Annotated in this window: 1 protein-coding gene; it reads left to right on the top strand. The window is 47.0% G+C overall.

Features of this window, described 5'->3' with window-relative positions; translation table 11 throughout:
• Positions 1-649: NADH-quinone oxidoreductase subunit D-related protein (locus tag EHO59_RS07710; protein ID WP_484177325.1), on the top strand; the 649-nt coding region annotated here is incomplete at both ends.

The following is a 649-nucleotide window of genomic DNA, read 5'->3' as shown; positions in this document are numbered from 1 at the left end:
AAGAGGACTCTTGGACTTATTGAAAGGCAAGAATAAGGATGATATCTCTTCCTACGCGGAAGCGATCTCCGGAGATTCAAGCGTTGCTTATGGGATCGCATTCAGTAAGGCATTCGAAGAGGCTCATGGCATTTCCGTTCCAGAAGAAGTTGCCTTCGCAAGAACCGTCCTTCTTGAGATAGAAAGGATAGCGATTCATATCGGGGATATGGGTGCGATTGCAGGTGACGTAGGATACTATCCTTTGCAAGGGGTTTGTTCCATGCAGAGAGGAGTTCCTCTCGGAGTCATGGAGGCTCTTACTGGAAACCGTTTCGGAAGAGGAGCTCTATCTCCCGGAAAAGTGCGTTTGAAAAAAGATCTCTCCGAATCTGTACTTGCGGATCTTGCAAAACGAATTGCGGATGTCACAGAAGATGTGGCCGGTCATTTCGAAAGAGCGGCAAGCAAATCCACAAATAGAGAGAGGCTTCAAATATGCGGGGCTCTTACTCCAAAACAACTGAGAGAACTCGGTTTTGTGGGAATGGTGGAGAAATGCATCGGCTTCTCTAGAGACTTACGTCATCATGATACAAGCTATTCTCTTGCGGGAGAAGGGATCAAACTGGATTTGGATCACGCAAATATGAAGGGAGATGCTTGGGCA

The sequence above is a fragment of the Leptospira semungkisensis genome, assembly GCF_004770055.1.
Classification (GTDB): domain Bacteria; phylum Spirochaetota; class Leptospiria; order Leptospirales; family Leptospiraceae; genus Leptospira_B; species Leptospira_B semungkisensis.
Note: the sequence above shows the minus strand (reverse complement) of the source record. Positions and strands in the feature narration are given on the sequence as shown.